Here is a 641-nt window from a genome sequence, read left to right as displayed (position 1 = left end):
GGCTCTTCGTCAGATTGAGTGGGTAGGGGGTAGAATGCTGTGGAGCGGTCGTGCCCTGAATTGGAGTTAGCTGATGGTCCCTGAAGAGCTGTTTTCTCTCGCGTTAGGATTGGTTCCGCCGTGGTTGGTGGATCATGTGACTTTCACGGTGGAGGAGAAACGCCTGGATCTGCACATCAACTTTCCCAAGGGTAGTCGCTTTGCTTGCTCCGTCTGTGGTGAGGAGTGTCCGGTACATGATACCCGTGACCATACTTGGCGGCACATGGATTTCTTCCAGCATGAAGCCTATCTCCATGCCCGCGTACCTCGTGTGAAGTGCCAGGAGCATGGAGTGCATCAGATATCTGTTCCCTGGGCACGGGAAGGCTCGCATTTCACCCTGCTCTTCGAAGCGCTGATCATGACCCTGGTGCGGGAGATGCCGGTATTGACCGTAGCCCGCCTAGTCGGCGAGACCGACACGCTCCTGTGGCGGGTGATTGACCACTATGTGCCAGAAGCCCGTACCAGAGTGGATATGGCCCATGTCCATGCCGTCGGCGTCGATGAAACCAGCAGTCGGCGCGGCCACGACTACATCACGCTCTTCGTGGATCTGGATGCCCGGCGACTCTTGTTCGCTACTCCCGGCAAGGATG

1 protein-coding gene is annotated in these 641 nt (G+C 57.4%); it reads left to right on the top strand.

Annotated features, from left to right (window positions below; translation table 11 throughout):
- Positions 1 to 73: 73 nt before the first annotated feature.
- The coding region (locus BLW97_RS17820) for a helix-turn-helix domain-containing protein (protein WP_169829333.1) at positions 74 to 641 on the top strand (568 nt) is incomplete at its 3' end.

This window comes from Acidithiobacillus albertensis, from assembly GCF_001931655.1.
GTDB classification, from domain to species: domain Bacteria; phylum Pseudomonadota; class Gammaproteobacteria; order Acidithiobacillales; family Acidithiobacillaceae; genus Acidithiobacillus; species Acidithiobacillus thiooxidans.
The sequence above is the reverse complement of the archived record's forward strand: the minus strand, read 5'-3'. Positions and strand labels throughout refer to the sequence as shown.